The sequence below is a fragment of the Streptomyces shenzhenensis genome, from assembly GCF_003688995.1.
Lineage (GTDB): Bacteria > Actinomycetota > Actinomycetes > Streptomycetales > Streptomycetaceae > Streptomyces > Streptomyces shenzhenensis_A.
In genome coordinates, this window is record NZ_PENI01000023.1 from 80,934 (window position 1) to 106,117 (window position 25,184).

Here is a 25,184-nt window from a genome sequence, read left to right on the forward strand (position 1 = left end):
GGAACCCGATGAACCAGTGGCCGGACGCCGAGACCACCCTGCCCGCCGACGGCACCGCGGGCGCGCTCGTGGGCCGGGTCTGGCGTCCCGGCCTCGGGCCGTCCGTCGTGGCGGTCCGCGAGGACGGCCTGCACGATGTCACCGCGGCCTTCCCGACCGTGCGCGACCTGTGCGAGACGCCGGATCCCGCCGCACGCCTGCGTGCCGCCCGCGGCGAGCGGATCGCCGGACTCGACGAGGTACTGGCCAACACGCCCGTCGACGCCCAGGACCCGCGCCGGCCGTGGCTGCTCGCGCCGGTGGACCTGCAGGCCGTGAAGGCCGCCGGAGTCACCTTCGTGGTCTCGATGCTGGAGCGGGTGATCGAGGAACGCGTCCGCGGTGACGCCGCCGGTGCCGCCGAGGCCCGGGAACGGATCCGCCGGCTCGTCGGCGACGACATCGCTTCACTGCGGCCCGGCTCGGACGAGGCCGCCGCGCTCAAGGAGATCCTGGTCGCGCAGGGAGCGTGGAGCCAGTACCTGGAGGTCGGCATCGGCCCCGACGCCGAGATCTTCACCAAGGCGCCCGTGCTGGCCGCCGTGGGCAGCGGCGCCGACGCCGGGGTGCACGCCGGCTCGCGCTGGAACAACCCGGAGCCGGAGGTGGTGCTGGCCGTCTCCTCCACCGGGGCCGTGGTCGGCGCGACACTCGGCAACGACGTCAACCTCCGTGACGTGGAGGGCCGTTCCGCGCTGCTGCTGCCCCAGGCCAAGGACAACAACGCCTCGGCCGCCCTCGGCCCGTTCCTGCGGCTGTTCGAACCGGACTTCCGCATCGACGACGTACGGCGGGCCACGGTGACCCTGACCGTCGAGGGCGCCGACGGGTACCGGCTGGACGCCGAGTCCTCGATGGCCGCCATCAGTCGCGACCCCCTGGACCTCGTGGGGCAGTTGTTGGGCCCGCACCACCAGTACCCCGACGGCGCCGTGCTCTACCTCGGCACGATGTTCGCGCCCGTGGAGGACCGCGACGCGCCCGGACAGGGGTTCACGCATCACGACGGCGACCTGGTCGCCATCGCCACGCCGAAGCTCGGCACGCTCGTCAACCGGATCCGGCCGAGCGACGCGTGCGTGCCGTGGACGTTCGGCATCGCGGATCTGATGCGGGCGCTGGTGGCGCGGGGAGCACTGTGACGGCCGATATCGTTTCCGGCGTGACCCAGCCGCCGCCCCGTCCCCGCAAACGATCCGCGACCCGTTCGGTGACCCTGTCCGACGTCGCGGCGGCCTCCGGGGTGTCGGCCCAGACGGTCTCCCGGGTCGTCCGCGACCCCCTGTCGGTGTCCGACGAGACACGCGCGCGGGTCCAGGCGGCCCTCACGGCCACCGGTTACGTGCCCAACCTGGCCGCCAGCAACCTGGCGTCGAACCGCAGCCGCACCGTCGCCGCCCTGGTGCCGCAGATCAACGCGTCGGTCTTCGCCGACACCGTGCACGCCTTCTCCACGGCACTGGCGGCCCACGGCTACCAGATCTTCGTCGGCACCACCGACTACCGGCCCGAGCACGAGGAGGAGGTGCTGCGCAGCTTCCTGGGCCGGCGGCCGGACGGACTGCTCATGGTGGGGACCCGCCACACCCCGGGCACGCTGACGCTGCTCGGGGCGGCCGGGGTGCCGGTCGTGGAGACCTGGGGCTGGTCCGAGGACCCGGTGGACCTGCTGGTCGGATTCTCCAACGCGGCGGCGGCAGCGGCGATGGTGGGCCACCTCGTCGAGCGCGGCCGGCGGCGGATCACCTTCGCCGGTCGGCACACCTCGGGCGACCCCCGGGCCGCGGAACGCCTCGACGGCTACACCCGCGCCGTCCGCGATCTGCTGGGCAGCGAACCGCGCACCGTGGACGCCGGTCCCGAGCCGGTCACCATGGACACCGGTGTCGCCCTGCTGGACCTGGCACTGGAGCGCCACCCGGACTCCGACGCCGTGATGTTCTCCAGCGACGTCTTCGCCGCCGGCGCCCTCCAGGCCTGTGTACGGCGCGGCATCGACGTGCCGGGCACGCTCGCCCTGGCCGGCTTCGGCGACTTCGAACTCGCCCGGCACCTGGTCCCGGCGCTGACCACGGTGGCCGTACCCAGCGCGCGGATCGGGGAGCTGAGCGCCGAACTGCTGCTCATGCGGATGCGCGGTGCCCCGGTCGACGTCCCGCACCGGGACGTCGGGTACCGGGTCGTCGCGCGCGAGAGCACCTGACACGCGGGGGGTACCGGGCCGTCGCGGGTGAGAGCGCCGGACGGCCCGGACACCCCCGGGCGTCACGCGCGCGCCGCCCACAGGAGCCCGCGGCCGACGATCGCCGCCGTCTGCGGCACCCGGAGGTCCGCGACGCGGTGTCCGAGGGTGCAGACGAAGACCCGCCCCGCTCCCCAGCGTCGCGTCCACACCACGGGGAACTCGACGGGGCCGTCCCACGGGTCGGCCGCGCCCGGGGTGAGCACGGACGTGGCCAGGACGGTGTTGAGGGAGTCCGTGAGCACCCAGTAGTGCTCGGTCGTGACGTCGTAGTCCGTGATGCCCTCGGTGATCTCGCCGTCCCGGTCCGGCATGGCGGCGATCCGCACGGTGAACTCCTGGAAGCCGTCCGGGTGCCACAGGAAGCGGCCCCCGACCATCCGCAGGTAGCGGGGGTTGGCGACGTTCGTGGCGACCACGCCCCCGTGCCAGCCGGCGAAGCCGGTGCCGGCCTCGACCGCGTCGACCAGGTTCGCCTCCTGGGTCGCCGTCAGCCCGCCCGCCGACCACGAGTGCACGACGAGGTCGGTGGCGGCGAGCAGTCCCGGGTCCTCGTACACCGACAGGTCCTCGGCGACCTTGACCTCGAACCCCGCGCGCTCCAGTCCGGGCAGCACCGCCTCGGTGCAGCCGACCGGGTCGTGGCCCTCCCACCCGCCGCGGACCACCAGGGCCTTTCGCGTCCTCATGTCCTGCTCCCTCCTCACGTCCTCAATACGTCCTCAACGCGTCCTCATCGCGCCTGCGGTGCGAGTCTGAGGCCGGCGTCGGCCGGACGGACGTGCGGTCCGGACGGGAGGGACCACCCGCCCGACGCGGCCCGCGCGACGATCCGGTCCTCATCGACCTCGATACCCAGGCCCGGGGCGTCGCCGAGGACGATCCCGCCGTCGGCGATCTCCTGGTCCACCCGCAGCCCGACCGGGAAGGACAGGTCCTGCACCTCGGTCACCAGGTGGTTGGGCACGGCGGCCGCCGCGTGCGCGACCGGGTTGGCGTTGTACCCGACGGGACTCACCGGCACGCCGTGCCCGAGGGCCAGCGTGGAGACGCGCAGGAAGTGGGTGATGCCCCACACGGCGCCGGTCTGCACGACCCCCACCGCGTCCGCGGCCAGCAGCGGCCGGAAGTGTTCGAGGCCCGTCAGGTTCTCCCCGGTCGCGACGGCGGCACGGATGCCGGTCGCGACCGCGCGATGTCCCGCCACGTCCCAGCGCCGGACCGGTTCCTCGATCCAGGTGAGTTCGACCCGCTCCTCGACCTGCCGGGCCAGGCGCACCGCCTGGTGCCGTCCCCAGGACTCGTTGACGTCGTACATGAGCGCGGGACGGTCGCTGTTGACCCGGAACACGTCGCGGACCGCCGCCAGGCGCCGCACGTCCCGGTCCACGTCGAGGCCGCCCTTGACCTTGGCGCCCGTGAATCCGCGCCGCGCCCACCGCTCGTGGAACGCGACGAGTTCGTCGTCGGTCAGCGCGTAGTCCAGGCCGGAGGCGTAACCCGGAACGAAGCGGTCGGCGGCGCCCAGCGTCCGCCACAGCGGCTCCTGGGCGATCTTCGCCTTGAGGTCCCACAGCGCCATGTCGAGGGCGCCGATCGTGCCGAACACATGCCCGCCGTGCCCGGACTTGAACACGTGGGCGAGCATCCTGTCGTAGAGCCAGGCGACCGCTCGGGGGTCCTGGCCCTCCAGCGCGGGGAAGACCCGCTCCACGTCGGCGTGGTCGCCGAGGCCCACGCCAGTGAGGCCCTCGTCGGTCTCCACCAGCAGGACCGGCACCTCGGTGACGCCGGCGGTGACGACGCCGTTCACGTCGCCCACCGGTCGTCCCCACTCGTGAACCGTGGCAAGGGACCGGTATCCGGTGATTCGCATCGCGCTTCTCCCTGGTCTGCGCGCGGCGCCCGCGCGGCACCCGCTCCCGGCCGGCGCGCCCCACGGCCAAGTCATAACTTGTGATACGAGTGATGACCTTAGCAGCTTCGGCTAGCCTTGGGTCATTGGACAGCGGGGGCCGGGCGAACCTGCACGAACATTGGGAGTCTCTGACCAGATGATCAAGCCATCCGCGGACACCACCGCCGTGTCCCGCCCTCAACGACGCCGGCCGCCGCTCGCTGCGGCCGTCGTCCGGAGCCTCGCGACGGCCATCGTGCTCGGTGAGTACCCGCCGGGCACGGCGCTGCCGTCGGCGGGTGACCTCTGCGAGGAGTACGAGGTGAGCCGGACCGTGATCCGGGAGGCGACGACGACGCTCGCCGAGAAGGGACTGGTGGCGACCCGTCAGGGCTGGGGGACCGTCGTCCTGGACCAGGACCAGTGGAGCCTGCTCGACCCGCTGGTCCTCGACGCGCTGTTCCAGCGCAAGGACCGCCTGGTCTACCTGGACAACCTGATCGAGATCAGGACCACCCTGGAGTGCGCGATGGCCGCCCGGGCCGCCGGGCGCATCGACGAGGAGCAGTCGGCGGCGCTCTCGGCCAAGCTCAACGAACTCGCGGGCCTGATCAACGATCCCGAGGCCTACTCGCGCTCGGACATCGAGTTCCACGAGATCATCCACCGCGCCTCCCGGGACGCGTTCGGACGGGCCATCGTCTCCAGCATCCAGGGCAAGGCCGTGCGTTCGCCGCAGTACAGCGGGGACCCGACGCGCGAGGACATCGAGCTCACGCACGAGGCGCACGCCCGGGTCGCGGCCGCGGTGCTCGCGGGGGACGGCGACGCGGCCGCCGAGGCGATGCGCGAGCACATCACGTCGTCGTGGGCCCGCCGCCGTCCGGCCGACGTGCCGGGCGCGTAGGGCGCCACGACGAGCCGGCCGAGGGGCCCGTCGCCCGACGGACCCCTCGGCCGCGCGGCAGGCCGCGCTCAGCCGGTCACGGCCGGCCGATCCCCTCCGCGCTGACATGCCGGTTCCACTCCGCGACCCACGCGGCCCCGTACGCCTCGGCCACCGCACCGGAGCCGGAGAACTTCAGCGTGTCGAGGTCCAGGCCCGTCTCCGCCACCGAAGTGGCCTCCACCGACCGGGTGTTGACCTTGTCGCTCCAGCGCGACAGGTTGTACTCCGCCGCAGGTTCCGTGAACGCCGCGGTCGTCTCCACGAATCCCGAGCCACCCCCGACGACCACCGCGTGGTCGATCTCCACACCGGACGGTACGTAGAGCGAGTCGGCGTCGTCCCACACCGTCGCCCGACTGCAGCCGTTCGTGCCCGCCGTCGAGTAGTCGGCCGCCGTGCAGTCCCGGCCCGTCGCGGTCACCCTCGGCACGTACCACCGCTCGACCTGCGGGTACGCGATCGGCCTCCCGTCGGAATACATCGCCTCCCCGCTCGTGTAGTGCTTGTGCCAGGCCGCCACGGTCTCGGGCGTAGCGCTGTACTTCTCGCCCTCACGGACGTCGAGGAAGCGTTGAACCTGCTCTGCAGCACCCAGCTGTTGTCCAGCGGCAGCCGTGTCTCGCCCTTCTTGTGGTAGATGCCGCCGTGGCCCACGTGCTTCACCCCGATGAACACGTTGTCGTTCGCGGTGTTGCTGTGTCCGGAGTTGAGGTTGACGCCGGAGTTCGAGCCGTTCACCACGTTGTGGTGGAAGCGCACACCGGACGCGCCGTCGTCCATGTACAGCGCGTCGTTGGAACCGCCGATCTTCTCGAAATGGTTGTACGCGATCTCGTTGCCCAGGTACGTGAAGTCCCGGCCCGCGTAGACCGCCCCCATGTCCCCGGCGTTCTTCACCACGTCGTAGAAGTGGTTGTGGTTGACCCGCATGTCGTTGCCCATGATCTGCACGGCCATGTGCGGTGCGTCGTGGACGTAGTTGTACTCGAAGGAGTTGCCGACCCCGTACAGGTAGCCGGCCGGCGTGTAGGTGGCCAGCTTCGAGAAACGAGCGATCTCGTTGTGACGGGCGACGTTGTTCCCCCGTTCCAGCGTGGCCCGGTCGCCGCCGCCGAGCAGAACCCCGCCGCCGCCCAGGTCGTGGAGGTAGGAGTTCTGCACGACGTTGTCGTGGCCGCCCCGCAGGGTCTCGTAGTCGGGCATGCTCGTGATGGTGTCGGTCGTCCGCCCGATGCGGATCGCGTCCATGCTCACGTTGGAGATGTCGACCGCGTCGATGAGCGTTCCCACGGCGTCGAGGAGCTGCACGCCGCTGACGAGCGACCCGGTCATGGCCAGGCCCCGCAGGGTCACGCCCCGCGTCCCGTCGAGCAGGAAGAAGTTCTTGTCGAAGGTCTGGAGCGTGGTGTCCTTGCCCTCGATCGTCCCGCCCTCGGGCCGGTAGTACAGGACGTCGTTGTCGTCGTAGCGGTCGATGTAGTACTCACCGGCCGTGTCCATCTCCGAGAGGACGTTGAGGACCTTGACCTTGGTCCACGCGTCCTGCGGAATGTACATCGACGGGTACTTGGTGTAGATCCGGTCGTCGCTCCACGACAGGATCCGCACCATGTCGTTGGCGTAGTTGTTGCCGAAGTACCCCGACAGCCAGCCCTCGGTCTCGGCCTTGGTGTTGTCGATGTGCTCGATCCACCGCGGGTCGAGCTGCACCGGTACGTCCGTGTACTCGCCGAAGCCACGGGTGCCGAGGTCGTCCACCGTCGGAACCGCCTCGGGCGCCCAGCTCTTGTAGCGGTCGTCGGCCAGCGCACGGCCCCCGACCGTGAAGATCTGCGGTGTCATGCGCCGCATCTCCTCCGGCGACCAGGTGTCGCGCTGCTCCGGGTCCTTGAGCTGCTGCTTCTTGTCCTCGAACTGGGCCCGCGGGGTCGTGCCGGAGGAGTTCCAGTCGTCCTGGAGGCCGAAGCGGGCGTCGAGGTCCACGTTCATGAGGTCCCGGGGCCCCTCGGCGTGCCACTTGTCGCCCGTGCCCCACAGGTGACAGTCGGTCTCCGTCGTGGCGCAGGAGTTGCCGTTGGGGTACTGGGCCAGGACCTGGGTGTCACCGCCGACGACGAGCTCGGGAGCGAAGGGGTCCTGCACCCAGTTGAAGCCGTTCTTGTACAGGGTGCCCGGGTCGATGCCCTGGGCGCCGAGGTCGTAGACCCACACGCCCTCACGCAGCGCGGGGGTGTTCAGACGGGTGTGGGAGGAGTACTGCGGCTGGTCCAGGGTCTCCTCGGAGAGGTCGGTGAGCTTCTTCCATCCCTCGGCGGGCAGCTCGTGCGACCCGGTGATCGTCACCTTCTCGTTCCGGTAGGCCGCGTAGGTGACCCAGGAGTTCGCGGCGCCCTTCAGCTCGACTGTGTCGTCGAGGACGTAGGTGCCGCCCCGGATCAGCACCGTGCCGCGGGCCTTGGCCGACGTGTGGCCGGCCAGTGCGTCCCGGGCCGCCGTGATGGTCCGGAGCGGGTCCTTCCTGCCGCCGCTGTTGGCGTCGTCCCCGTCGGTGGCGGAGACGTAGACCGTCAGCTTCCCGGGAGCGGTCCAGGGGCCGGCCGCGGCGGCGGCCCCGGCCGCCGGTCCACCGACGCCCGCCGTCAGCGCCAGGGCGACCGCGGCCATCAGTGTCCGCGACGGTCGTCGCCGAATTCTCAGCATGGAGGTTGCCCTTTCGTCGGTTCTCATGTGGCTGACGTGGGGGGTGCGATGTACGGACGGGGCTGGTGCGCGGTGCCTCGGTCAGCTGCCCTCGGGGCGCAGCCGCAGACCCTGCATGCCGCCGTCGACGGCGAGGGCCGTGCCGGTGACGGACGCTGCCGCCGGGGACGCCAGGTAGACGATGGCCGCGCCGACCTCCTCGGCGCTCACCAGACGCCCGGTCGGCTGGCGGGCGTTGAGCGCGGTGCGCTCGGCCCCCGGGTCGTCGGCGCTCGACAGCAGGCGGTCTATCCACGGGGTGTCCGCCGTGCCGGGGTTGACGCAGTTCACCCGTATGCCCTCACGGATGTGGTCGGCGGCCATGGCGAGGGTCAGGGACTGCACGGCGCCCTTGCTCGCGCTGTACAGCGCCCGCTGGGGCAGCCCCGCGGTCGCCGCGACCGAGCAGGTGTTGACCACCACCGCGTGACGGGAGGCACGCAGGTGGGGCAGCGCGGCCCGGGTGGTCCGCACGATGCCGAGGACGTTGACGTCCAGGACGTGCCGCCACTCGGCGTCGTCGTTGTCCGCGACCGTCCCCTGGGCGCCGATGCCCGCGTTGTTCACCAGGATGTCCAGGCCGCCCAGGAGGTCCACCGCCCGGGCGACGCCGGCCCGGACCGAGGCGTCGTCGCTGACGTCGCACCGGACGGGGAACAGGGCCTCACGGTCGGTGGCCGGCAGGGTGTCCGGGACGAGGTCGAGGACGGCGACCCGGGCGCCGCGGCGGGCCAGGATCCTGGCGGTGGCGAGCCCGATCCCCGACGCGCCGCCCGTGACGACGGCCGCGAGACCGTCGAGTTCGGGGGACGGGGGAGAGGGGGTGTGCGGCATGACGGTGTTCCTTCGCATGGGGTGGTGGTCAGTCCAGGTGGAAGAGTTCCTCGCCGGTCACCCACCGCTCCCCAGGCTGCGCCGAGTCCAGGGGCTGCTGGCAAGGATCGGTGAGCGTCCACCACCGCTGGGTCTGCGGGTCGGCGGCGATGGCGGCCATGTCGGCCTCGTAGTCGTCGCCGGTGTACTCGAAGTAGGCGAAGAGGGTGTGGTCACGCAGGAAGATGGAGTAGTTGGTGACGTGTGCGCGGGAGAGGGTGTCCAGCACCGGCCGGGGCACCGAACGATGCAGTTCCAGGTACTCCTCGGCGTGTTCGGGGCGCAGCCGGATCACGGACGCGACCCGGCGGGGTGTGCGGGGTGCGGGCATGGCTGGTCACTCCTTCGCGAAACGGGTCACTTCTCGGTGCGACGGGCCCGGCACGGGCGGCAGGCGACTAAGCAGGTCCAGTGAAGTCCGCTGCGGTTCGACAGCGCCCCGAAGGGGCGCGGGGCTGTATCGATATGCGGCTCCGCCGCGCGGGCTCGGCCAGCCACGACGGTGCCGCAGACGACCGACGGCATATCGCGGCATTTCCAGCGGAGCGCTTAGCCCTTGACCGCCCCCGCCGCGAGCCCGCTCATGATGTGCCGCTGCATCACCATGAAGATCACCAGGATCGGGATCACCGCGAGCAGCAGGGTCGGGAACACCTTGGTGTAGTCCGTGGAGTACTGACCGACGGCCGCGTACACACCCGTGGTGACGGTGTAGACGCCGCTGCCGGGGCCGAGAATCATCTGCGGGCTGGCGAAGTCGTTCCAGACGCTGAGCGAGTTGAGGATGAAGATCGTGGCGATGATCGGCCGCATCAACGGCACGATGATCCGCCAGAGCGTGTAGTACCTGCCGGCCCCGTCGATGGCCGCGGCCTCGTCCAACGACCTGGGCAGCACCCGGATGTAGCCGAAGAAGACGAACAGCGTGAACGGGATGGTGGTCGCCGTCATGAACAGGATGAGCCCCGGCAGCGTCCCCATCAGACCGATCGCACGCAGCACGAAGATGACCGGCACCAGGATCACCTGGGTGGGGATGAACATGCCCGCGATGAAGAAGAACAGCAGCAGCCGCGAGATCAGCTTCGGCGTGCGGGCCAGCACGTACGCCGCGGGCGCGCACACCGCCATGGCGAGGGCGTTCACGCAGAGCACCAGCGCGATGGTGACGCCGTAGCCCTTGAGGATGCTGAAGTCCGGGTTGTTCCAGGCGTCCGCGAGGTACTGGAAGGTCGCCGTGCCGAAGCTCGGCGAGAACGGGTTGGCGAGGATCTCCTGCTGGCTCTTGAAGGCGTTGACCACCAGGAGGTACATCGGCACGAGCATGCCGAGGGACACCAGGGAGATGAACGCGACCCGGACGGTGGCGGCCGAGGTGAGTGTTTTCTTCATCCGATGGACTCCGCGTCGTCCTCGGCGCGCCTGCGCAGGACGAGGACTGTGATGGCCAGGACCGCGGCGGCGACGATCAGCAGCACGGCCTGGGCCGAGGCGACGCCGATGTCCCGCTGCGGGAAGGAGACTGCGAGGATCGAGTAGGCGAGGGTCTTGGTGGATCCCGCCGGACCGCCCCCGGTCAGCGACACGACCACGTCGTACGTCTTCAGCAGCGAGATGCCCGAGGTGATGACGGCGACCGTCACGGTGGACGCCAGGGAGGGCCAGGTGACTGCACGGAAGGTCTGCCACCTGCTCGCGTTGTCGATCCGTGCCGCCTCCAGCAGATCCGCCGGCACCGCCTGCAGACCCGCCAGGTAGAGGATCAGCTGGACGCCGAAGAGTGACCAGACGATGACGAGGATCATCGACCACAGGGCCCAGTCGGGATCGCTGAGAAACGGCAGGCTGTCGGTGCCGACCTTCTCCAGCATGGTGTTGACCACGCCCTGCGGGCCGAGGATGGCCTGCCACAGGAAGCCTACGACCAGCGCGCTGAGCACGTGCGGGTAGAACATGACCACCCGGCCGAAGGTGTTGAACCGGTTGGTGCGCTGCAGCAGCAGCGCGAGACCGAGCGCGGCCAGGTTGACCGCGACCGCGCCCACCACGGCCACTACGGCGGTGACCACCATGGTGCCGGTGATGTCGTCGGACTCGAACATGGTCCTGTAGTTGTCCAGACCGACGAACTCGGGGACACGATGGGGGAATCCGTTGTACTCGGTGAAGCTGTAGTAGATCGCGTAGATCACCGGTACGACCAGCAGGGCTATGTAGATGAGCACCGCGGGGACGACCATGCTGACGCGGGCGCCCAGGTCGCGCCATCCCCGCGGCTTCGAGACTGATGTCCGTTCCATGGGTCAGCGGTTCTCGTCGACCCACTGGTCGATGCTCTTGGCGGCGTCCGCCGGGCCCGCCCCGGTGTAGAGGCTCTGCGCGACCTCGGTGAACTTCGGGTTGAAGCCGGTGACGGGCAGCCGGACGTTGCCCTGGCCCTCGCCCACGGCGACCAGTGCCGGGGCGTCGTCGAGGATGCCCTGGATCTGCGCGTCGACCTTCGACTGCTTCCGCTCGGAGCCCTTGCGGAACACTCCGTCCGAGCCGAGCTGTGCCTCGATGGCCTTGGCGTCGGTGACCAGGTACTCCACCAGCTGCTTGGCGCCGTCCTCGTCGCCGATGCCCTTGCGGATCATGTAGGGGTTGGCCATGGTGGCGCCCTGCGGACCCGGGTACGCCTGGCTGTCCGCGGCCGGCGGGGAGAACACACCCACCTCGAAGGGCAGGTCCCCGGCCTTGTTCAGGGTGGCCGCGAACCAGCTGCCGTTGGTGTAGAGGCCCACCTTGCCCGCGGTGAAGTTGGCGTCCGCCTGGGAGGGGCTGAGCCCCACGTCGCTCTTGTCGATGTAGCCGGCCTTGATCCAGTCGGCGTACATCTGGAACGCAGGCTTGTACGCGTCACCTACCGAGAGCTTCTTGTCAAAGACCGCGGTCTGCCACTTCGGGTGCAGCTGGTTCAGCGTGGGGTGGTAGATCTGCTGGAGCTGAAGACCGGTCTGGAAGTCGCCGGCCGTCTGCATCGGCGTGTAACCGGCCTTCTCCAGGTCGCCGAGGTCCTTGGTCAGCTCGTCCCACGTGGTCGGCGGTTTGCTGATCCCGGCCTTCTCGAAGGCGTTCTTGTTGTAGTAGACCAGCGACTGCGTCTGGGTGCCGACGCCGACCGCGTAGTGGGCATCGCCCATGGCGTACTCGTCGAACATCGGCGTGCCCTTGGCCCAGGCCTCGCCGCTGAGGTCGATCAGTTCGGGCGCCGTGTCGTCGTCGGGGAAGATCGACTGGATGACGTCGGGCGCGGTGCCTGCGGCCAGTTGCTGCGGGAAGGACTCGGCGACGGACTTGCCGGTCGGGCCCTCTATCTTCACCTTCAGGCCGGTCTTGTCCTCGAACGGCTTGACCAGTTTCTCCCAGTAGGCCTGGTTGAGGTTGTCGGTGAGGTTCACCATCATCCGGATCTCGCCGTCCTCGCCCCCCGCCGAGCCGGAGCCCGACGAGCAGGCCGCGACGAGGAGCAGCGGAACCGCGGCGGCAAGCGCGGCACCGCGCGCCTTGCTCCCTCTGTTGGTCGACGTCATTGTCATCTCTCTTTTCCTCGGTGGGGAAAGCCGGCGGTGTCGTTCGGTGGTCACAGTCGCCCCCGGTAGGGCAGGGGTCCGACGGCCGTGATGTCGGTTGGGGCTTCGCCGCGGTCGACGCGGTAGATGCCGTCGTCGGCGACGAAGAACTCGGGGACGTCCGGATAGCGCAGTTCCTCCGGCAGCGGCTCGCGGTCCGTCCAGGCGAAGAACTCCCGGGCGAAGGTGGCCCGGTCCTTGCGGCCGTACAGATGCAGGTCGCCCGCGGTCAGCGGGCTGCGTACGGACCAGTGGACGCCGGACTCGGCCCAGTGCGCACGATCGCTGACCAGCACCGACTGCCGTTCGCGTGGCGCGGTCACCCGGTCCCAGAAGTCCTCGTCCGGGCCGTACCGGGCCATCAGGAACAGCAGGTCGTGCGCGTGCCAGGCGGTGCTGGGCGCGATGTCGGCCTCGTTGTGCCAGCCGCTCGCGGAGGCAAAGTAGCCGGCCGGTGTCTGGTAGCGGGCGTAGGTGGCGAGGCAGCACCGCGTGAACGCCTCCAGCTCGGCGTCCGGGCCCTCGGCCAGTACCTCGTGGATGCCGTACAGGGTCAGCCCCATGCCGGCGATCAGCATCGGCGTGTCCGTCTTCAGTGCGCGCTCGCCCTGGACGTACCAGTAGCGGTGGTATCGGGTGGCGCCCGTCCCGTCGGTCCAGGCCGAACGGGCCACGTGCCGGCACAACCGCCGCGCCTCGGCGAGCAGTTCCGGATCGCCCTGGGCGCGGTATCCGAGCACCAGGGGCACGATCATGAGCCCGTAGTACTCGGCGGGCTCCAGGATGCCGCCCTCGACGCGGTCGCGGACGGTGCGGAACGTGCCGGCGCTCTCCGCGTCGGGCACTCCACGGTGGTGGAAGAGCCGGATCAACTGCGCCAGGTCCTCGGCGATCTCGTCGGCGTAGGTCTTGTCGTCGCTCAGCTCCGTGTAGAGCTGCTTGACCCAGACCCGGGCGTACTCCTGGTTGCAGGTGCCGTCCTCGCCCGGGCGCCCGCCGCCGTAGACCTCGCAGGCGTCCAGGTTGCGCCGTACGGCGGCCAGTACGGCGGCGACCTCCTCGGCCGGCAGCAGGTGACCGGCGTGGCGCACGGCGAGCAGCATGCCGAGGCTGCCGACGGCGTTGTGGATGAGGCCGCTGGTCGCCGACTCGCCGACCTGGAAGCCGATATGCCGGTACTGCCCGTCGGGCTGCACCTCGGCGCACTGGTGGCGCAGCAGCCGGCGCAGCAGGGCGACGCCCCGTTCGTCCGGCCGCGCGGCGAGGGCCTGGGCCCAGGCGCCGACGGCCGGACCGGCGAACGTGGTGTGCCCACTGGTGAAGTCCAGGAAGGTGGCAGGGTTGGTGCCCCACACGCTGTGGTTGTGGAAGCCGTTGATCGCCCCTTCGTCCGTCACCCAGCTGTGCAGCCAGCCGGCCAGCGCGGCCGTGTCCGGCGTGGTGGTCTGGTGTTCCATGGCGTTCCTTCCGGAGCGGATCACACGGCCGCGCCGTGCGCGGTGTTCAGCAGGGCGGGGTCGAGGCGGTAGAAGCGGGCGGCGGTGCCGCCGAGCACGGCGGCGCGGTCGTCGGGGGCCAGCGGGGCGAGGAGTTCGCACACGGCCTCCCAGGTGCGCGCGTAGCCCCCGGCCTGCAGAGAGATCGGCCAGTCGCCGCCGTACATCAGCCGCTCGGGCCCGAACAGCTCCAGCGCGTCCTCGACGTACGGCCGCACCTCGTCGGTGGTCCACGCGTCGAGTGCGCCCGAGGCCGAGTAGAGCCCGGACACCTTGGCGTGGACGCGAGGGTGCTTCGCGGCGGCGGCGATCAGCCGGTGCCACTCGGCCCGGTCCTCGCGGCCGCCGCCGACGGGCGGCTTGCCGAGGTGGTCGACGACCAGGCGCAGGGTGGGGTGCCGGGCCGCCAGCTCGGGCAGGTGGCGCAGCGCGGCGGGCGAGGAGGTCGAGTAGTCGAAGGTGAGGCCGGCCTCGGCGAGCAGCGCGAGGCCCGCGCCGGCGTCCGGGCCAAGGATCCAGTCCGGGTCGGACCGCTCGTGGAGCAGGGTGCGTACGCCCACCATGTGCGGGTCGCGGCGGAGTACGGCGAGGCGGGCCCGGGCCCGGTCCGGGTCGTCCAGCGGGACCCAGGCGACGACGCCGACGACCTCCGGGTTCGTGGCGGCGGTCGCCAGCATGAGGTCGGTGTCCGCGTGGTTGTCGGCCGCCTGGACGAGGACGGCCGCGGTGACGCCGGCCGTGCGCAGGGCCGGACGGGCGTCGCGGAACCGCATGGCGCGGTCGACGGGCGACATCGCGGGCCCCAGCCAGTCGTAGGCGGCCCGACCGGGATCCCAGACGTGCAGATGGGTGTCGACGACGGTCATGACCGCTCCCTCGCGGCGGACGGCGCGGACGGTGCGCTGGGGACGTCCGGGACCAGGCCGAGGTCCGCCAATTCCGACCAGAGCGCGTCGGGTACGCGGGCCGCGAGCCGCCCCGCGTTCGTACGGGACTGCCGCGCGTCGCGGGCGCCGAGCACCACCGACACGACCGCCGGGTGCCGCAGCGGGTAGGCGATCGCGGCCTCGGGCAGAGTGACGCCGTGTCGCTCGCACACGTCCGCGAGTGCGCCGGCCCGGGCGATCAGCTCGTGGGGTGCGGGCAGGTAGTCGTAGGTGGCGTCGGCCGGCGGACGGTCGGCCGCCAGCAGGCCGGAGTTGTAGACGGCGGCGGCGACGACGCCGACCTCGCGCTCCTGGGCGAGCGGCAGCAACGTGTCCCGCGCGGACCGGTCGAGCAGGGTGTGGCGCCCGGCCACCATGACCAGGTCGACGTCCGAGCGGCGGACGAACTCGGTCAGCATCGCGGCCTGGTTCATGCCCACGCCCACCGCCTTCACCACCCCCTGGTCGCGTAGTTCGACGAGGGTGTCGACGCCGGTGGTGGAGGCTTGGTGCCAGTGGTCGTCGGGATCGTGCAGGTAGACGATGTCGACGTGGTCGAGCCCGAGCCGGGTCAGGCTGCCCTCCAGGGAGCGCAGGATGCCGTCCCTGGAGAAGTCCCAGTCGCGCCGGAAGGCGGCGGGCACCGCGAAGCCGCCGTCGTCCTGCCGGTGCGCGGTCCCGGGGCTGGGCACCAGCAGTCGGCCCACCTTGGTGGACACGGTGTACTCGGCCCGCGGACGCCGAGCGAGGGCGGCGCCGAGGCGGCGTTCCGACAGCCCGAGTCCGTAGTGCGGGGCGGTGTCGAAGTAGCGGACGCCACTGTCCCAGGCGGTGTCGACGGCACCCTGGGCGTCCGTATCGCTGGTCTCCCGGGCCAGATTCCCCAACTGGGCGGCTCCCAGGCCGAGTTCGGTCAGCACCGGACCGCGGGCGAGGGTACGGGAACGCATCGGCCTCACCACACCCTCGTACGCGCGGAGGCCGCGAGGTCCTCCGGGTGGGCGAAGGGCCGGCCCGCCGCGAACCGCTCCACCTCGTCGGCGACAGCGTCACCGATGCGGTGCAGCTCCCCGCCGAGCGAACCTGCCAGGTGCGGGGTGAGCACGACGTTGTCCAGCGTCCACAGCTCGCTGCCGGGGTCGGGCGGCTCCGGATCGGTGACGTCGAGGACGGCGTCGATGCGGCCGGTGCGCACCTCGGCGAGCAGGGCGTCCTGGTCGACGACGGCACCGCGCGCGGTGTTGACGAGCGTCGCCCCGTCCGGCATCAGCGCCAGCCGTCCCGCGTCGATCTGCCCGCGGGTCACGGGAGTCAGCGGCTGGTGCAGGGACACCACCCGGCTGTACGTCATCAGTTCGTCGAGCGGCACCAGGCGCGCACCGAGGGCGGCCGCCTGCTCTTGCGTGAGCGTCGGGTCGTACAGGAGGACGTCCAGGTCGAAAGGGCGCAACAGGGCGAGCACCGCCCGGCCCACAGTGGAGGCGCCCACGATGCCCACCGTCTGCCGGTAGTTGCCGCGCCCGGCGTACGCGCCGAAGTGGTCGGGCAGGGTCCGCGAGGCGCGGTAGCGGCGCTCCTCGGCGATGACGCGCTTGTTGGCGAGCAGGATCATGGCGAGGGCGTACTCGGCCACGGGCCCGGAGTTGGCGGCGCGGGCGTTGGCCGCGACCACGCCGCGGATGGCGAAGGCGGCCGGGTCCTCCAGGCAGGTCGCGGCGACCCCGCCCGCGTAGACCACGGCCCGCAGCCGCTCGGCGCGGGCCAGGTGCTCGGCCCGTACGAGGGGTGCGTCCCAGCCCGCGACGAGGATCTCGGCACCGGCCAGCGCGTCGCGGGAACGGGCGGAGTCCAGTTCGCAGAGGACCAGTGAGGTGTCGATGTCGGCCGCGCGGCGCAGCCGGGCCAGGGCGTCCTCGTCGAAGACGGCGTGGACCAGTCGGGGGTTCATGGCGAAGACGGCACATGGTCGCGTCACGGCGTGCTCTCCCTCTCGGTGTGCTCACTGCGCGCGGGACGGTGAACGAGGCCGGGAACGGCGGGCGAGGCGGTGCCCGCGGGGGTGCGGGGGGCCGGACCCGCGGGACCGGGCTCGGGCACCAGCCGCAGACCGGCGTCGCGGGGGCGCACATGGGGACCGTCGGGGCGGGCCCAGCCGGCGTTCTCCTCCGGGGCGGCGAGTGCGCTCTCGTCGACCGTGATGCCGAGTCCCGGCGCGTCGCCGAGGACGATGCCGCCGTCCTCGATCGCCTGGTCCACGGTCAGCCCGGCCGGTGTGCCGGTGTCCTGCACCTCGGTGACCAGGTGGTTGGGAGTGGCGGCGGCCGCGTGCGCCAAGGGGTTGGCGTGGTAGCCGACCGGGCTGACCGGGAGGTCGTGGCCGTGGGCGAGGGTCGCGACCCGCAGGAAGTGGGTGATGCCCCAGACGCCGGCGGTCTGCACGACCTGGAGCGCGTCGGCCGCCAGCAGGGGGCGGAACTGCTCCAGGCCCGTCAGGTTCTCGCCACTGGCGACGGCGGTACGGGCGGCCCGGCCCACGGCCCGGTGTCCCCTCGCGTCCCAGCGGCGCACCGGCTCCTCGATCCAGGCGAGTTCGACGCGGTCCTCGATCCGGGCGAGCAGCCGTACGGCCTGGTGCCTGCCCCAGGACTCGTTGACGTCGAGCATCAGGGCGGGGGAGCGGGTGTTGGCGCCCAGCACTCCGGCGACCGCGCGCAGCCTGGCGATGTCGCGTTCGGTGTCCAGGCCGCCCTTGAGCTTGGCGCCTGTGAAGCCGCGTGCGGCCCAGCCGGAGTACAGCGCGACCAACTCCTCCTCGTCCAGCGCGATGTCGAGGCCGGACGCGTAGCCGGGCACGAATCGGTCCGCCGCGCCGAGGGTGCGCCACAGCGGCTCGCCGGCCATCTTCGCCTTGAGGTCCCACAGCGCCATGTCGAAGGCGCCGATGGTGCCGAAGGCGGTGCCGGCGTGGCCGCTCTTGAAGGTGTGGGCCAGCATCCGGTCGTAGAGCGTGGTGACGGCCCGTGGATCCTGCCCGTCGAGTGCGGGGAAGACCCGCGAGGCGTCGCCGTGCGCGCCGAGGCCCACTCCGGTGAGGCCGCCGTCGGTCTCGACGAGCAGGACCGGGACCTCGGTGACGCCCTGTGCGACGAAGCCGTTGGCGTCTCCGACGGGACGCCCCCAGTGGTGCACGGTCGTCAGGCTCCGGAATCCGGTGATCTTCAACTGCTCCCCCCTCTTCGTGCTCTCCTCGCCGTCCCGCCCGCCGGCCCACCCACCCCACGCCAGGGAAGACCGAGGGGGCGTGGGAGGCGGGGGAGCGTGCCGTCGGGCCAGGGGAACGGGCGTTGTGCGGCCGTCGGGAATCACTCCCGCAACCGTGCCCTCATCTAGTCGTAACGTATCATACAAGTGATGACTGAGAAGAGGTCTCGGGCACCGGTTCCGGAGGTTCCACCGGGACCCGCGTGGGGGTCGGACGGCGGTCAGGCGGTGCCGAGTGTCTGGCGCTGACGCCCCAGCCCCTCGATCTCGATCTCCATCACGTCACCGGGCTCCAGGTAGGGGAAGCGGCCGGACAGGGCGACGCCCTCCGGGGTTCCGGTGTTGATGACGTCACCCGGATCCAGCACGAGGTACTGGCTCAGGTCGTACACGATCTGCGCGACGGAGAAGATCATGTCCGCGGTGCGGGAGTCCTGCCGCGGCTCGCCGTTCACGAAGGACCGCAGCCGCAGGTCCTGGACGTCGGGCACCTCGTCGGCCGGTACCAGGAAGGGGCCGAGCGGGTTGAACGTGGCGCAGGACTTGCCCTTGGACCACTGGCCGCCGGAGTGCTCCAGCTGGAAGTCGCGCTCGGAGACGTCGTTGGAGACGGCGTAGCCGGCCACGTGGTCCAGGGCCTGCTCGGGGGAGTCCAGGTAGCGCGCCGTCCGGCCGATGACGACGGCGAGTTCGACCTCCCAGTCCGTCCTGGCGGAGCCGCGCGGGATCTCCACCTCGTCGTGCGGGCCGACCACCGTGTTCGGGGGCTTGAAGAAGATCACCGGGCGGGTGGGCGGCTCGCTGCCGGACTCCGCCGCGTGCGCCGCGTAGTTCTGCCCGATGCAGACCACCGCGCCGGGCCGGGCGACGGGTGGTCCGAAGCGCAGCCCGTCGGTCTCCAGCACGGGCAGGGCACCCTCGGCGAGGGCCCGGCGGGTGCGGGCGATGCCGTCCGCGGCGAGGAAGGTGCCGTCGATGTCGGAGGTCAGGGAGGAGAGGTCCCGGGTGACGCCCCGGTCGTCGATGACGGCGGGGCGTTCCCGCCCGGGGTCTCCGAGCCGTACGAGTTTCATGTGCTGCTTTCCTTGGTCGAGGGCCGGGTCCGGCCGTGGCCGCCGGTCGTGCCGGACGCGTCTGTCCCGGTCGGCCGGTCGTGGAGATGGCGAAGGCGGCCGTCGCGGTGACGGGAAGGTGTCGAACTCCCGGGTGCGCGCGGGTGTCCGCCGTGATCGGCGCCGTGCCGGCGCCGCCGCTCCGGGGCTTGCGGGCCCAGTATCGGTGTACGGCACCGCTGGTTGTCAATGGACTGCTTTACTGTCAACAGGCTGACAACTAGGGTGTGGCGCCATGAGTACTCGGGACGGATCGGTATGGGCCAGTGCCGCACCGGCGCCGGCCGTGCTGCGGGCGGGCGCGATCCTCGACGCGCTGGCGGACGCCCGTGGCCGTGCGCTGTCGCCCGCCCAACTGGCCACCGCCGCAGGCGGCATACCGCGGGCGTCCGTCGTCAACATCTGCGCGGCCCTGCACGAACGAGAACTGGTCCGGGCCGTGGACGGCGGCTTCGCCCTCGGACCGGGCCTGCTGCGGCTCGCCCAGTCCTACCTCGACGCCTTCGATCCCGTCCGCAGCTTCCGGGAGCAGGTGAGCCGCCTGGGCGACCGGGAGGAGACGCTCCAACTGGCCACCATGGAAGGCACGGACGTCGTCTACCTGGCGGTGCACGAAGGCACCGTCCTGATGCGCCTCACCAGCCGGGCGGGGGCCAGGCTGCCGGTCACCTGCACGGCGCTGGGCAAGGCCATGCTGGCCGGCCTGGACGACACCGGAGTGCGTGAACTGCTGGCGGACCGGGAGCCGTTCGAGGCGCGCACGCCCTGGTCGGTCACGACGCTCGAGGCGCTGCTCGCGGAAGTGCGCGACGTGCGCTCGGCCGGTCACGCCGTCGACGACCAGGAGGCCGCCGAGGGCGTCGTGTGCGTCGCGGCGGCCGTGCCCGGACCTCCGCCGGGCGGCCGGCCCTTCGCCGTCAGCTCCTCGCTGCTCAAGTCCCAGGCCACACCCGTGCGAGTGGCGGCGCTCGCCGCACTGATCAAGGACGTCGTGCGAAGGATGGGCGCGGCGGCCTGAGCGCCGTCTGCGCTCCTACTGCGCGCGCCCGTTGACCGTCACATGACGCAGCGACAGGCCCGTGACGGACTGGAGCAGCATGTCCTGGGCGGCGTCGTCGAAGGCGAGTCGGTCGAGCCGGACCTCGTCGACCGGCGCGTCGGCCGGCGCCCGCACGCGCACCGCGTACTCGCAGTGCCCGCGCACCGACCAGCGCTCGGCAGTCAGCCGGGACACCTCGGCCGGCCGGTCGCCGCCCGTGCCGCCCGCGTACTGGAAGGTCACCTCGAAGGGCACGTACGTCCAGGCAGGCGCGTCGACGTCGGTGACGCGGACGTCCCGGACGTACCCGCCCCGCGCGGGCGTCGACTTGACGTTGAGGACCGAGGCGACGGAGGCCTCGTCGAGGCCCGGGTCGAGCGGCAGGCGCAGGCGCCGCGCGACCACGTCCGACACGCCGCCGCTCATCTCGCTGCCGATCGCCACCGCGGCCCCGCCGCTGAGGTAGACGCAGTCCTGGATGCGGATGTGCCGGGAGGGCACGCCGACCCGCCACCCGTCCTCGTCCCGCCCGGACTTGACGACGATGCAGTCGTCGTGGACGGCGAAGGTGACCCGCTCGATGGTGACGTTCTCGCACGAGTCGGGGTCGCAGCCGTCGCTGTTGGGTCCCTCGCACTCGACCCGCACGTCGCGCACGGTGACGTTCCGGCTCAGCACCGGGTGGATGTTCCAGAACGCGGAGTTGCGCAACGTGACGCCCTCGATCAGGACGTTTTCGCAGGAGTGCGGCTGGACGAAGCTCGGACGCAGGAAGTGCCCCGCACCGAGGACGCGATCGCGTACCGGGACGCCCTGCGCACCCCACTGCTCCAGCGTCGCCCAGTCCGCGAACTCGTTGGGCATGCCGGGCTTCCAGCCGTACTTCCCGGAGCCCTTCCACGGCCACCAGTGCGTGTCGTCGGCCTGTGCGTCGAGGACTCCGCGGCCGGTGACCCCGATGCCGTGCTGACCGTGGGCGTACACCATGGGGGAGTAGTTGTAGACCTCGATGCCCTGCCAGCGGGTGCGTACGACCGGCAGGTAGGCGGCCGGGTCGGTGCTGAACAGGACGGTGGCGCCCTCGGCGACGTGCAGGTCGACGCCGCTGAGCAGATGGATCGGGCCGGTGGCCCAGCGCCCGGGCGGGACCAGGACGTGTCCTCCGCCCGCGGTGTGGCAGGCTCGGACCGCCGCGCGGACGGCGGCCGTGCAGTCGGTGGTGCCGTCGCCGACGGCACCGTGGTCGGTGACGGGGAACCAGGCGTCGGGGAAGTGCGGGCGACCCCGGTCGTCGGCCGTCGCGCCGGTGGCGCGGGCCAGTGGGACGGCGGCGGCCGTGAGGACGCCGAGACGGAGCAGTCGTCTGCGGGCCGGATCGGTCATGCTTGTGCCCCTCGGTGAGTTGGAACCGGTGGTGGCGGTGCTCGCTTCACCGCCCGGGCCCGGCGGCGGGCCCAGGAGGGTCGGGAAGGTAGCGGGCGGCCTCGCCCGCGGCATGGTCGGCGAACATGGGCCCGGCGAGATCGGGGTCACCGGAGCGCAGGACGTCCAGAAGTTCGGCGTGGTGCTCGGCCATCGCGCCCCAGCCGCCCGCGTAACGCGGGTCGCCCAGGACGTGCAGGTCCCACAGGCTGGACTCGATCATGTGCCACAGGCGGATCAGCGCCGCGTTGCGGGCAGCTTCGCACACATGCCGGTGAAATGACATGTCGGCGTCGCGGAAGGCACCGATGTCGTCCTCGGCCGCGGCCCGGCGCAGTTGGGTCACGTCCTCGGTGAGCAGCCGCGTGTGCTCGGCGTCCAGTCGGCCGGCCACCCGGCGGGCCGCGTACTCCTCGAACATCACCCGGATGTCCCGGACGTCCTGCGCCTGCCGCTCGGAGACCCGCACGACATAAGTACCGCGATGCGGTTGGGAGATGACAAGACCCTCGTACGCGAGGCGTTTGATCGCCTCGCGGGGCGGGGCCTGACTGGTGCCGAAACCACGCGCGATCTCCGACTCGACCAGGCGTTGCCCGGGCGCCAGCCGGCCGTTGACGATCCAGCCCCGCAGCAGCGTGTACACGTGGTCGGAGAGCAACTGCCGCGGCATGCGGGGCGTGCCCGGCACGGGACCGCCCTCGGTCCGGCCCGCCTCCCCGTCCGCCCCCCGGCGTGGCCTGCTCGGACGCGCGTCCGGCGGAACGGGCAGCTTGGCCTGCTGTTCCCGCCAGATCCGGGCGATCGTGGACTGCGACAGGCCCAGCGTGTCGGACAGCGCGCGGGTCGAGGGCACCGGGGCACCGGCACGGGCCTGTTCGAGTACCGCCGCGACCCGGGCCTCCGCCTCCTGGCGGTTGGTGCTGCGGGGCCGTCCCGGGCGAGGCGCGTCGTGCAGACCGGCGACGCCCCGGCGCAGATAGCGCTCGCGCCACTTGGCCACCGTGGTGGGAGCGCAGCTGAGCCGCTGGGCGACCTCCGCGTTGGTCAGCCCCTCCGCACAGGCCAGGACGATCCGGCCGCGCAGCCGGAGGCCGGCCTGCGGCTGCCGGGCGAGGTCCGCAAGGGTCGCCCGGTCCTCCGCACTGAGCTGGGGAAATGCCGGCAGGTCGGGATCGGCCATGGCACCGCGCTTCCTGGGGTGCGTGAACTTATGACTCACGGGCCGCGGGTTCGTCGCCTCTCAGGTCATCAATTTCAGGGTCAGCCATGCGTATTGACGTCACCACGGCACGAACATATTAACTATCGTTGCTCGATCAGTGACCCACTAATCGTGCACGCGACGCCGTGCACGTGCTCCTCCGGAACGAGCACCCCGAGGGGGCGGGCCCGCCCCCTGTGGGCCCCCGGGGCCATCGGCGGCCGACGCGACGCCCCCGGACGGCGCCGACGTCCCGCACCAGAAACACGAGCCCGCGTGGCACAGCGCCCGTGACGGCACGGAACACACCGGCCGGTCCACGCAGATCCGGAGGACGACATCACGCACTCCACGCGGCAAGGAGACCTCGTGCCAACCACCCAGGTACGACCCGTACGACGAAGGACCAGAAGACTCCCCCTGCTGCTCGCGGCCGGCGCCCTGCTGGTCGGCGGCGCCACCCTGGACACGCCCGACGCGAGCGCCCAGGCCGCCGGCTGCAAGGCCACCGAGCTGTTCGTGTCCCCCGACGGGAACGACAAGGCCAAGGGCACCAGGAGCAATCCCTTCAAGACCATCGAGAAGGCGCGCGACCACATCCGCGACAAGGGCCTCAACCGGCCCGGCACAATGCGCTGCGACATCCACGTCAACCTGCGCGCCGGCGACTATCCGGTGAGCCGGACCGTCGAGCTCGACGACCGCGACTCGGGCACGGGCGGCCACCAGGTCGTCTACCGCTCCTACGACGGCCCCGGCAAGGCCCGGGTGATGGGTGCCGAGCCGGTGACCGGCTGGGAGGAGTACAAGGACGGCATCTACCGTGCCGACGTCGGCACGGAGAACCCCTTCTACACCCTCTTCGAGGACGGCACGCGCGCCACCACCGCCCGCTACCCCAACCGCAAGTCCGACGACGAGTGGGCCCCGTACCTCACGTCCACCCTGCCGGAGCCGGAGAAGGAGGCCGTCCATCAGTGGCTGTACTCCAACCCCGGTGACTGGGACGCCGAGTGGGACCTCAGCAACGCCCAGGCGGTGGTCTGGTCCGGCGGCAGCTGGAGCTGGTTCACCGATACGGTCCCGATCCGGGACTGGAACCCCGCCAAGAACCAGATGACGCTCAAGTACTGGACCCGGTACGCGCTCAACAACTCCCGCGGCGGCTCGCGCTACTTCCTCCAGAACTCGCTCGACTTCCTGGACCAGGCGGGCGAGTACTACCTGGACTTCAAGAAGGGCCAGCTCTACTACAAGCCCCGCGGCGACATCAACGACGTCACCGTGCTGCGTCCCACGGTCAAGACCTTGTTCGAGCTGGCCGGCACCGACCCCGACCGGCGGGCGCAGGACATCACCCTGGACGGACTCGCCCTGCAGTACACCGACTTCGTCGACTGGTACCGCAACGGGTGGATCAGTGACGGCGACTCCGGCGAGGTGCACAAGTACCCGGAGTACGACCGGCAGATCGAGATGCCGCGCAACCGCTTCGGAGCCGTCTCCGTCACCAACAGCAAGGACATCACCTTGTCCCGGCTGAAGATCTCCGACACGGGCTACCACGCCGTCTACGCGCTCGCCGCGAACGACCGACTGACGGTTCGCGACAGTCTGCTGGAGAACATCGGCGCCGACGGAATCAAGGTGGAGGGCCCCTACCCGGGAGAGGGAAACACCTCGAACGGCCACCTGCTGACCAACAACTACATCACCCACTACGGTGAACTGAACCCCGGTGACGCCTCCGGCATCGAGCTGATGAACACCGGGCACAACACGGTCAGCCACAGCCACGTCAAGCACAGCGCCCGCTATGGCATCAGCCTCGAGGTCCGACCGGAAGTGGCCCTCAAGGACAACTACGCCCGCGGCAACACCTTCGAGTACCTGCGGATCGACGAAGCCGGCCTGGACAGCGGCGACATGGGCGCCTTCTACACCTACGGCGTCAACAACGTCGAGCCGTACCCGATGGACAACCACGTGCGCCAGATGGTCGTCGGCGACGTGATCCCGGACGGGTCGATGCCCGACAGCGGCACCCGGGGTATCCACATGGACGCCGGCGGCTGCGGCTTCACCTTCGAGGACATCGAGGTCGGCAGGACCACCGACCAGTCGTACCAGAGCTACCGGTGCAACGACGTGAAGAACGCCAACTGGGAAGACGGGTACGACGCCTCCAGGATGGAGTACGACAAGATCGGCGTCACCGCCGACTTCCCCTACCCGCTGCCCGACGGGGACACCCAGTGAGCGGTCGCTGAGCGGTCGCGTCCGACGAGCGCCCCCGGGCAGCGTGCCGAACGTGCCGCTGCCCGGGGTGCGGTGGGCGCGGGCCCGCGCCCACCCGTGCCGAGAGCACAGGCAC

At 71.3% G+C, this 25,184-nt stretch carries 22 protein-coding genes; 5 read left to right on the forward strand and 17 right to left on the reverse strand.

Going from position 1 to position 25,184, the window contains the following annotated elements:
• Positions 1–8: 8 nt before the first annotated feature.
• Complete coding sequence (locus CTZ28_RS30095; protein WP_121892866.1) at positions 9–1,181, forward strand: fumarylacetoacetate hydrolase family protein; 1,173 nt, start codon at positions 9–11, stop codon at positions 1,179–1,181.
• A gap of 20 nt (positions 1,182–1,201) precedes the next feature.
• A complete protein-coding gene (locus CTZ28_RS30100; protein ID WP_259471879.1) occupies positions 1,202–2,242 on the forward strand; it encodes a LacI family DNA-binding transcriptional regulator in 1,041 nt (346 codons plus the stop codon).
• Between the two features lie 62 nt (positions 2,243–2,304).
• Here the strand turns inward: CTZ28_RS30100 and CTZ28_RS30105 are convergent, their stop codons facing one another.
• Together CTZ28_RS30105 and CTZ28_RS30110 are read right to left on the reverse strand one after the other, a co-directional pair.
• The gene (locus tag CTZ28_RS30105; RefSeq protein WP_121892868.1) at positions 2,305–2,970 is read right to left on the reverse strand and encodes a ThuA domain-containing protein; all 666 of its coding nucleotides are present in this window, start codon (positions 2,968–2,970) and stop codon (positions 2,305–2,307) included.
• A 44-nt stretch (positions 2,971–3,014) separates the two neighbouring features.
• The gene (locus CTZ28_RS30110) at positions 3,015–4,157 is read right to left on the reverse strand and encodes a mandelate racemase/muconate lactonizing enzyme family protein (RefSeq protein WP_121892869.1); all 1,143 of its coding nucleotides are present in this window, start codon (positions 4,155–4,157) and stop codon (positions 3,015–3,017) included.
• A gap of 178 nt (positions 4,158–4,335) precedes the next feature.
• Here CTZ28_RS30110 and CTZ28_RS30115 point away from each other — a divergent pair, with 178 nt between their 5' ends.
• Positions 4,336–5,085 (forward strand): FadR/GntR family transcriptional regulator, encoded by a 750-nt coding sequence (locus tag CTZ28_RS30115; RefSeq protein ID WP_183154659.1) that lies wholly within the window; start codon positions 4,336–4,338, stop codon positions 5,083–5,085.
• Between the two features lie 76 nt (positions 5,086–5,161).
• Here CTZ28_RS30115 and CTZ28_RS30120 read toward each other — a convergent pair whose 3' ends face one another.
• The 13 genes from CTZ28_RS30120 to CTZ28_RS30180 all read right to left on the reverse strand — a co-directional run bounded on the left by CTZ28_RS30120 (position 5,162) and on the right by CTZ28_RS30180 (position 19,106).
• Positions 5,162–5,548 (reverse strand): hypothetical protein, encoded by a 387-nt coding sequence (locus CTZ28_RS30120; RefSeq protein ID WP_147481214.1) that lies wholly within the window; start codon positions 5,546–5,548, stop codon positions 5,162–5,164.
• The gene (locus tag CTZ28_RS30125) at positions 5,545–7,791 is read right to left on the reverse strand and encodes a right-handed parallel beta-helix repeat-containing protein (protein WP_183154660.1); all 2,247 of its coding nucleotides are present in this window, start codon (positions 7,789–7,791) and stop codon (positions 5,545–5,547) included. Before CTZ28_RS30125 ends, CTZ28_RS30120 begins: the two co-directional genes overlap by 4 nt.
• 117 nt (positions 7,792–7,908) lie before the next feature.
• Complete coding sequence (locus CTZ28_RS30130; RefSeq protein ID WP_121892872.1) at positions 7,909–8,700, reverse strand: SDR family NAD(P)-dependent oxidoreductase; 792 nt, start codon at positions 8,698–8,700, stop codon at positions 7,909–7,911.
• Positions 8,701–8,728: 28 nt separating this feature from the next.
• Positions 8,729–9,070 (reverse strand): L-rhamnose mutarotase, encoded by a 342-nt coding sequence (locus tag CTZ28_RS30135; protein WP_121892873.1) that lies wholly within the window; start codon positions 9,068–9,070, stop codon positions 8,729–8,731.
• 218 nt (positions 9,071–9,288) lie between these two features.
• Entirely contained in the window at positions 9,289–10,131 is an 843-nt protein-coding gene (locus CTZ28_RS30140) for a carbohydrate ABC transporter permease (RefSeq protein WP_121892874.1), read from the reverse strand.
• On the reverse strand, positions 10,128–11,039 hold the full coding sequence (locus CTZ28_RS30145) for a carbohydrate ABC transporter permease (RefSeq protein ID WP_121892875.1): 912 nt from the start codon (positions 11,037–11,039) through the stop codon (positions 10,128–10,130). Before CTZ28_RS30145 ends, CTZ28_RS30140 begins: the two co-directional genes overlap by 4 nt.
• Positions 11,040–11,042: 3 nt before the next feature.
• Positions 11,043–12,317: an ABC transporter substrate-binding protein gene (locus CTZ28_RS30150; RefSeq protein ID WP_259471880.1), complete on the reverse strand. Its 1,275-nt coding sequence runs from the start codon at positions 12,315–12,317 to the stop codon at positions 11,043–11,045.
• A gap of 44 nt (positions 12,318–12,361) precedes the next feature.
• The gene (locus tag CTZ28_RS30155; protein WP_259471881.1) at positions 12,362–13,807 is read right to left on the reverse strand and encodes a hypothetical protein; all 1,446 of its coding nucleotides are present in this window, start codon (positions 13,805–13,807) and stop codon (positions 12,362–12,364) included.
• 20 nt (positions 13,808–13,827) lie between these two features.
• Positions 13,828–14,712 carry an amidohydrolase family protein gene (locus CTZ28_RS30160; RefSeq protein ID WP_121892878.1) on the reverse strand — a complete coding sequence of 295 codons (885 nt, stop codon included), beginning with the start codon at positions 14,710–14,712 and terminating at the stop codon, positions 13,828–13,830.
• The gene (locus tag CTZ28_RS30165) at positions 14,709–15,722 is read right to left on the reverse strand and encodes an aldo/keto reductase (protein WP_121892879.1); all 1,014 of its coding nucleotides are present in this window, start codon (positions 15,720–15,722) and stop codon (positions 14,709–14,711) included. The genes CTZ28_RS30160 and CTZ28_RS30165 overlap by 4 nt, the downstream gene beginning before the upstream one ends.
• Positions 15,723–15,727: 5 nt before the next feature.
• Complete coding sequence (locus tag CTZ28_RS30170; RefSeq protein WP_121892880.1) at positions 15,728–16,747, reverse strand: hydroxyacid dehydrogenase; 1,020 nt, start codon at positions 16,745–16,747, stop codon at positions 15,728–15,730.
• Positions 16,744–17,994 carry a mandelate racemase/muconate lactonizing enzyme family protein gene (locus CTZ28_RS30175; RefSeq protein ID WP_121892881.1) on the reverse strand — a complete coding sequence of 417 codons (1,251 nt, stop codon included), beginning with the start codon at positions 17,992–17,994 and terminating at the stop codon, positions 16,744–16,746. The genes CTZ28_RS30170 and CTZ28_RS30175 overlap by 4 nt, the downstream gene beginning before the upstream one ends.
• Before the next feature lie 260 nt (positions 17,995–18,254).
• Positions 18,255–19,106, reverse strand: coding sequence for a fumarylacetoacetate hydrolase family protein (locus CTZ28_RS30180; protein WP_121892882.1), 852 nt, complete (start codon positions 19,104–19,106; stop codon positions 18,255–18,257).
• Between the two features lie 274 nt (positions 19,107–19,380).
• Between CTZ28_RS30180 and CTZ28_RS30190 the strand changes: the two genes are divergently transcribed.
• A complete protein-coding gene (locus tag CTZ28_RS30190) occupies positions 19,381–20,163 on the forward strand; it encodes an IclR family transcriptional regulator (protein WP_121892883.1) in 783 nt (260 codons plus the stop codon).
• Between the two features lie 15 nt (positions 20,164–20,178).
• Here CTZ28_RS30190 and CTZ28_RS30195 read toward each other — a convergent pair whose 3' ends face one another.
• A complete protein-coding gene (locus CTZ28_RS30195) occupies positions 20,179–21,567 on the reverse strand; it encodes a glycoside hydrolase family 28 protein (RefSeq protein ID WP_183154661.1) in 1,389 nt (462 codons plus the stop codon).
• Positions 21,568–21,613: 46 nt separating this feature from the next.
• Entirely contained in the window at positions 21,614–22,789 is a 1,176-nt protein-coding gene (locus tag CTZ28_RS30200) for an FCD domain-containing protein (protein WP_183154662.1), read from the reverse strand.
• 390 nt (positions 22,790–23,179) lie between these two features.
• Between CTZ28_RS30200 and CTZ28_RS30205 the strand changes: the two genes are divergently transcribed.
• Positions 23,180–25,069 (forward strand): right-handed parallel beta-helix repeat-containing protein, encoded by a 1,890-nt coding sequence (locus CTZ28_RS30205; RefSeq protein WP_121892885.1) that lies wholly within the window; start codon positions 23,180–23,182, stop codon positions 25,067–25,069.
• The last annotated feature ends 115 nt before the right edge of the window (positions 25,070–25,184 follow it).